Here is a 6,624-nt window from a genome sequence, read left to right as displayed (position 1 = left end):
GTACCAGGCGGTGATGGAGCGGATCGGCAAACCGATCGTGTTCAATATCTGCATGCTGGGTGCAGTGGTGGGACTGACCCAGCTGGTCAAGGCGGAGTCGATCATGAAGGTGCTGGAACAGCGCATCCCGCCGGGATTTATCGAGATGAACCGGCAGGCCCTGGAACTGGGGCTGGAACTGGGCCGGGACGCAGCGAACCATAAACAAGAAGTTCTCACCCCTGAGGAATGATCTTCCTGAAATGACTGGCGGGGCGTCAACGGCTGCGCTGTCGGCAGGGATCTATATCCATGTCCCTTTCTGCCGGGCCAAATGCCCGTACTGCGATTTCTACTCCGTTACCGACCTGGATTTTATTCCCGCGTACATCGAGGCACTGCTTGCCGAATTGAAGCTGCAGCGGCACCGGGTTCCGCGCGCGGATTCCATCTATTTCGGCGGCGGTACGCCGTCCGTACTTACGCCCCTTCAGATTGCGCGCATTCTTGAATTTATCAATGGCTGTTTCGCGATTGCCCCCCAAGCCGAGGTGACGTTGGAAGTCAACCCGGGCACCGTCAACGGTGAAATGCTGGCCGAATACCGGAGAAGTGGCATCAATCGGCTCAACATCGGTCTTCAATCGATGAATGATCGAACCCTCCGACTTCTCGGGCGGATTCATACTGCCAAAAATGGCGTCGACACCTTTCGCTGGGCAAGGAGGGCGGGCTTCGACAATGTGGGGCTGGATCTGATATACGGGATTCCCGGCCAAACGCCAACCGGTTGGGAAGCGGAGATGGCTGGCGTTGTCCAACTGTCAGCGGATCATCTTTCCTGCTACACGCTCACCATTGAGCCGGGAACACCGATGGCCCGCAAGGTAAGCAGCGCAGCCTTCCAACCGCTGGATGAACTGACTTGCGGGCGGCTGTTCTCCGCAACCGCTGCTTATTTGAATGGTCAGGGTTACCGTCAGTACGAAATATCCAACTTTGCCTGGCATCCGGAAGGGGCAAGCACCGACCGGCGCTCCCGGCACAACCTCAAATACTGGACCTTGGCGCCTTACCTGGGGTTCGGTCCGGCCGCGCACAGCTTCCTGGACAACACGCGCTGGTGGAACCACCGCTCCCTGGCCAATTACCTCGCGGACCTGGAGGCCGGCAAACCTCCCGTTGCGGGGGAGGAAGCGCTTTCCCGTGAACAGCAGATCATGGAATTCGTTTACCTCGGGCTGCGCCAGACCCAAGGACTAGACCCGGCGGACTTCTCATCACGGTTCAAGGCGGGTTTCGGCGACTGTTTTGAACCGGCATTGAGTTGTATGGTCAGAGAAGGGCTGGTAGAAAAGCGATCCGGGCGGATACGCCTGACCCACCGGGGCATGCGTTTTTTCGATAGCGTCGTCGACCGGCTGCTGTCTTGATGAAAAAAAGGACCGATGATTCGAGGGGTCGAGGGAAAAAAACTGAACGGCCAACGCCCACACCCAACGAAAAGAGGGCTTCGAGGGGTCAAGAGGAGCGCAACAATCCCGTATTGGGCCTTGAACGTTCGATGTTCATTTTTCCAATCCGCGTCCGGGAAATGCATTCCCGGAATACCGTTGCATTGCCGATCAAACCGGCCTGAGGCCGGCGAGGTTGTCTTCCGCCCTCCGTCCTGCGTTTACGTCGACAAGGTTTTGATCAACTGGCCCAGGTAAAACCGGGCATGGCTGATGGGAGCCGCCATATTGGCGCGATGGTTGGCGAAGATGTTGCTCAGGTTGCTGTCCAGGACGATCCAGGGATCGATTGCCGCGGCCCGTTCGCAGGAGAGGATGGCGTGGTGCAGCAGTTCGGTGGCGTGGCGGGACTCCAGGGTCTGGTTAAAATCATGGTGCACGGCCTTCAGTACCGTGGCCATGGAATTGGCCACGCCCTGGGCGTAATAAAAGTAGTCGTCCACCAGGAAAAAGCTTACCGACGAACCGTTTTCGTGGGCCTCTTTGACCAGGTTTTCGTCGCAGCTGCCCAAAAGATCCTCGAAGGAAGCCAGCAGCGGTATCAGGTTATCCGTCCGGGTATAAAATGCGGCTTTCCCCGCTTTGAGTTTTGCGAGATAGGCCCGCATTTCTCTTAGACTGTCGTGGTATTTGGATTCCGCCGAGGGGAACCAGTAGCTGCTGGCTTTGACCATGTACCAGTTCATGGCCTGCTCCAGGTCTTCGTCAAAAGAGGCGGTGGTGCCGGTTCTGGAAATGCGTTCCGCCAGGGCCACGGTAGTTCGTCGGCTTACCTCCAGCACGCCCATCTGGAAGTTGTTGATGTTGTCCGTGAGGTTGATCAAATCGTTGGGCCGCCACCCCCACCAGCGATCTTCCAGTTCGTAGCGCATGGGTTCGATGGCGGCCTCGGTAAAGGCCACGCCTTTGGGCGCGGGTTGGTGAACCGGTGCGACGACGGCGGTGGCCGGCAGGTCCGGTCGGACCGTGGTGGTCGCCGGAGCCGCAATATGGCCGTCGCTGCCGTGGTCGATTGCCAGGGTATCCGGGCGCGAGGCGGTCAGCGGATGTTTGGGCAATGACGGCGCTTCAACAGGCGCCGAAGTTGTCGCTGCGGCAGATGAGTCCCGGGTGTCCAGGGGGCCGGTCTCACCGGCGGGCCGGGGAGTGCCGGTGGCCATGACCGGGTCGGGCCTTCCTGCGTCCAGGCTTGTGAAGGAACGCCCATTCGGCGAACTGAAGATGACAGAAAGGGCCCACAGGATAATGATGGTGATGGCGATTCCGCCGATGATGCGCGGCGTGGCAAACTTACTGAACTCGAATCCCTTGGCGTTGCTTCCCATGGCTGCTCCGTCTTCGGTCCCGGCCCGGCCGTCGTCCGTATTCGGCCGGAGCCGGTCCTATTGGCGCTTTCTGAGTTGTCGGATATCCCCCACCCGGATGGTGACATTGGTGGCGTCGAAATGTTCGATCAAAGGTATCACATATTTACGGGAAGCTCCAGTCATATCCTTGAACTCGGGTGTGGAGATCTCGCCCTTTTCGAGGATATGGGCAACCAGTTCCGCCTTCAGTTTTTCAACGGTTGCCCGGTCATAATAGAGATCTTCCTTGACCTTGACCAGCACGCCCTCAGCGACCAGCAGTTCCAACACGCCTTTGGCCGTTTTGGGGTCCACGTCCAGTTCCTTGACGATATCCCTGAAATAGGGCGGCGTCAGCCTGGTCTGCCGGTAGATGTCCGAGATCTGCTGCTTCAGGGCCTTCTGGTCCACCTGGAGGGATACCTTGTGGTCAGCCAGCCGCGCCGTGTCGTCTTCCAGGACCAGTTGATGGTCCTTGATCATCCGGTTGAGAATCAGGGTAAAGAGCTTGCCGCTGACCTGCCGGGGAAATTTCGACTTCAATTCCTCTTTGGAAATACCGGTTTTAAGGGGATTGTTGCGGTGGTAGGTTGCCAGAACGTCGTGGCCCAGCTGCTTCAGTCGATCAAAGACCGCCATGTGGACATAGGCGCGGTTCTCCTTGTCCATCAACACGATGGCCTGGCTGTTGAGCATGCCGGCAAGGGTGGTTTCCAGGGCCTTTTCCGGCAGGTTGGTCATCAGGAGCAGGTCGGCAAAGGTGATGCCCGCCGGACCGGCCGTGTGCGCCTGATAGTCGATGATGCCTTCGGGCGCCGCATCGACCAGTTTCTTCATTCCGTCGATGATCTCCTGTTGAAAGCGTTTGTGTTTGCCGGGAATGGGGTTGATGACCTTGCCGCCGCCGATGGTGCGCACCGGGGAGTAGCTGCGGACCACGAAGCGATCGTCACGGATCAGGCTGACGGGTTCCTCCAGGCGGATTTGGGCCGGGCAGGTCTCTCCGGCAGCCAGTTCTTCCCGGTCCAGCAGGATCAGATTGCCCATGGTCTCGCTGGTGCCAGTGTGGAAACGTACCTGGGTCCGGGTTTTGATGGGTTTTTTATTGCTGGAGAGATAGTGGAGTTCCAGGTCCACCATATAGCTGGGCATGAGGGTCTTTTCGCGGGCCAGGATATCGCCACGGTTGATGGCCGTTTTTTCCAGACCCTGGAAGTTGATGGCGGTACGCATGCCGGCTTCGGCTGTCTCGCGGCTCTGGTTGTGAACCTGGATGCCCCTGACTTTGGAGGTGATTTTTCCGGGGTAGATCATGATGCTGTCCCCGACGTTGACCCTGCCCGAAATCAGGGTGCCGGTGATCACGGTGCCGAAGCCCTTCATGGAGAAGACCCGGTCCACGGGCAGCCTGAAAAGACCGGTGGTGGCACGGTCGGGGACCTGCCTGCACAAATTGTCCAGTTCCTCGATGAATCGGGGGATGCCCTCCCCGGTAACCGATGAGAGCGGCACGATCGGTGCGCCTTCAAGGAAGGTGCCAACGGTGAACTCGCGGATATCCTCGGTGACCAGCTCCAGCCACTCTTCATCCACCATGTCGATTTTGGTGAGCACCACCATGCCATGCCGGACGCCCAGCAGTGCGCAGATCTCCATGTGCTCGCGCGTCTGGGGCATGACCCCCTCGTCGGCGGCGATGACCATGGAGACGATGTCGATGCCCGTGGCGCCTGCAACCATGTTTTTGACGAACTTTTCATGGCCGGGTACGTCGACGATGCCAAGATGCCGGCCGCTGGGGAGGTCCAGTGCGGCAAAGCCCAGTTCGATGGTGATGCCACGCTTCTGCTCTTCCTTCAGCCGGTCGGTGTTGGTGCCGGTGATGGCCTTGATCAGGCTGGTTTTGCCGTGGTCAATGTGGCCGGCGGTGCCGAGAATAATCTGTTTCACGATCGATGCGCTCCAGCGGTTGGTCAGAGTTGCTGCTTTTTACGGTTTCTCAGGTATTCGGCGAAGTAGGCCAGGCCCACGAGGATGACGCCAAGTCCGACCACGTAGATGGTGTTGGCCTCCGGGTAAAACAGGCGCGAGAGGATAACGGCAAAACCGGCGCCCAGGACTGCCCTGATGATAAAAACGTGAAATTGGGTCAAGATGTTACCTCTTTCCAAATCGGATACGTGAGCAATCGTACGGATACTATATGAGAAGGGGATTGGGGTCAATACCTATGGGGAACACATTGGTTTTTCAATGAAAGTGATGCGGACATCCAGCGGGCGGTGGTCTGGAATCCAACCTGCCTGAAAAGGGGTCACAAAACGCTGCCATTTACCGCCATGATAGCGGATTTGATTTCTGTTGTCTAATTTTTCGAAACGCTGCCGTCAACCATGCCCTAAATCCTGTAGGTGGCTCCTGATGTCCGGCCGGCTATATATCTGTTGATGAAGCAACCCAGCGTAATGAGCGTCAGTGTCAATCCTATCATAGGGCACTGTCCTTTCAGTTATCCCGCGACATCGATTCCCAGGTCACATCCCAGGTTCGCATCTTTTTTTTCACACTCGAAATTGGCTTCACGGGTGTCAACGTGTCCTTCGTTCTTGTCATCGGAGTAGTCCTGAACTTGATTCTCGGCCATGGTATCACTTCATGGGTTGTGGGTTGTTGTAAGTCGGTGTTGCGTCTTTCTTGGGGAAAAGATACGTCATCAGGGGATTAAGACAATGTGAGCCGGTTGGCTGTTTTGCCACAACAGACAATCATAGAATTTTGGCCAAATAGGAGCCAGCCGCAATGAGGGACACGTGGTATACGAACCTAAAAGGAAAAGGCCGCCATCGCCAACATGGACGAATCCGATGTGCCCTATCTTCAGTATGCCTTCGAAACCTGCATTCGCAGCCAGCTTGGCCAAGATGATGAAATGGGCACAGATGTCATGCACCGGATCTGGCAGGTGCTACAGGAGACGCATCGGGTGAGGATCGTTGAGTGCTAGGGTCTGATGCTATTATTTAAACATACCCATGTTTGGAACCCGCACAACGAATAATGGAATCGAGCTTGTCATCACGATAACAGGCAATAGCAGGAACCGGCTCTTCACCAGAAATTCTTCGTAAGCGCTTGAGGCTCTCCATGGTTGCCTCAACTACAACCTTCTCAAGCTCAAAGCGATCAGCAAATTCTTCGACTGAGCGCGACCCGTACTCTGCAATTATTGTTTCCACCTGTGCTACGGTAGGCAACTTTTTGCCTTCAAGATTGCTCATCGTTTGCCCTTTTTCACATCATCCCAAAAGTTGTCAGTGAACTGTTATGTTGTGCAGTAAGCAAAAGATAATCGCTGTTTGTGCTGAATCAAACCGCATACCATACATACCAGCGCATCAATGCGGCTTTCGTAATAGCGGAGTCGGCTTTCATCCTGAGCAATAAACCCGTGAGCTAGTTGACGTATAGTCACTGTCCCACCTCCATATTGTCAAGAATCACCAACCCCTCGACACAAATAGGAATATTTGCGAACGTGTTTTTGTTCCCGCCTTTCATTTCCACCATTACAATTATGGAGTTCCTTCATGGCCCTGACGAAACATGACATCTCTGAGCAGATTCAGGCCGGCCTTGGCTTGCCCAAGAACCAGTCCGTCGAAATCACAAAGGCCCTACTCGAACTGATCAAATCCACCCTGGCAGCCGGTGAGGACGTCCTGGTCTCTGGCTTCGGAAAATTCTGTGTGAAGGACAAACGGGAACGGAAAGGACGGAATCCAGCC

The 6,624-nt window shown here is 56.2% G+C and carries 9 protein-coding genes; 4 read left to right on the top strand and 5 right to left on the bottom strand.

All coding sequences use genetic code 11. The features are described 5' to 3' along the window. On the top strand, nucleotides 1-232 hold a 232-nt coding region (locus R6V78_RS09465; RefSeq protein ID WP_410289108.1), incomplete at its 5' end, for a 2-oxoacid:acceptor oxidoreductase family protein. A gap of 10 nt (nucleotides 233-242) precedes the next feature. Beyond that, nucleotides 243-1,412 carry a radical SAM family heme chaperone HemW gene (gene hemW, locus R6V78_RS09460; RefSeq protein ID WP_410289107.1) on the top strand — a complete coding sequence of 390 codons (1,170 nt, stop codon included), beginning with the start codon at nucleotides 243-245 and terminating at the stop codon, nucleotides 1,410-1,412. Nucleotides 1,413-1,654: 242 nt separating this feature from the next. Here hemW and R6V78_RS09455 read toward each other — a convergent pair whose 3' ends face one another. From R6V78_RS09455 to R6V78_RS09440, 4 genes are all read right to left on the bottom strand, one after another. Then, on the bottom strand, nucleotides 1,655-2,818 hold the full coding sequence (locus tag R6V78_RS09455; protein WP_410289106.1) for a DUF2333 family protein: 1,164 nt from the start codon (nucleotides 2,816-2,818) through the stop codon (nucleotides 1,655-1,657). 57 nt (nucleotides 2,819-2,875) lie between these two features. After that, on the bottom strand, nucleotides 2,876-4,789 hold the full coding sequence (gene selB, locus R6V78_RS09450; protein ID WP_410289105.1) for a selenocysteine-specific translation elongation factor: 1,914 nt from the start codon (nucleotides 4,787-4,789) through the stop codon (nucleotides 2,876-2,878). A 23-nt stretch (nucleotides 4,790-4,812) separates the two neighbouring features. Next, the gene (locus R6V78_RS09445; RefSeq protein ID WP_410289104.1) at nucleotides 4,813-4,992 is read right to left on the bottom strand and encodes a hypothetical protein; all 180 of its coding nucleotides are present in this window, start codon (nucleotides 4,990-4,992) and stop codon (nucleotides 4,813-4,815) included. A 356-nt stretch (nucleotides 4,993-5,348) separates the two neighbouring features. Beyond that, complete coding sequence (locus R6V78_RS09440; RefSeq protein ID WP_410289103.1) at nucleotides 5,349-5,483, bottom strand: hypothetical protein; 135 nt, start codon at nucleotides 5,481-5,483, stop codon at nucleotides 5,349-5,351. Between the two features lie 207 nt (nucleotides 5,484-5,690). Here R6V78_RS09440 and R6V78_RS09435 point away from each other — a divergent pair, with 207 nt between their 5' ends. Next, complete coding sequence (locus tag R6V78_RS09435) at nucleotides 5,691-5,843, top strand: hypothetical protein (RefSeq protein WP_410289102.1); 153 nt, start codon at nucleotides 5,691-5,693, stop codon at nucleotides 5,841-5,843. Between the two features lie 16 nt (nucleotides 5,844-5,859). Here R6V78_RS09435 and R6V78_RS09430 read toward each other — a convergent pair whose 3' ends face one another. Beyond that, entirely contained in the window at nucleotides 5,860-6,117 is a 258-nt protein-coding gene (locus R6V78_RS09430; RefSeq protein WP_410289101.1) for a hypothetical protein, read from the bottom strand. 309 nt (nucleotides 6,118-6,426) lie between these two features. Here R6V78_RS09430 and R6V78_RS09425 point away from each other — a divergent pair. Continuing rightward, nucleotides 6,427-6,624, top strand: a 198-nt coding sequence (locus R6V78_RS09425; protein ID WP_410289100.1) for an HU family DNA-binding protein, incomplete at its 3' end; no start/stop codon positions are given.

Source organism: Desulfosarcina sp., assembly GCF_046496365.1.
Taxonomy (GTDB): domain Bacteria; phylum Desulfobacterota; class Desulfobacteria; order Desulfobacterales; family Desulfosarcinaceae; genus Desulfosarcina.
This window is presented reverse-complemented; position numbering and strand designations above follow the sequence as displayed.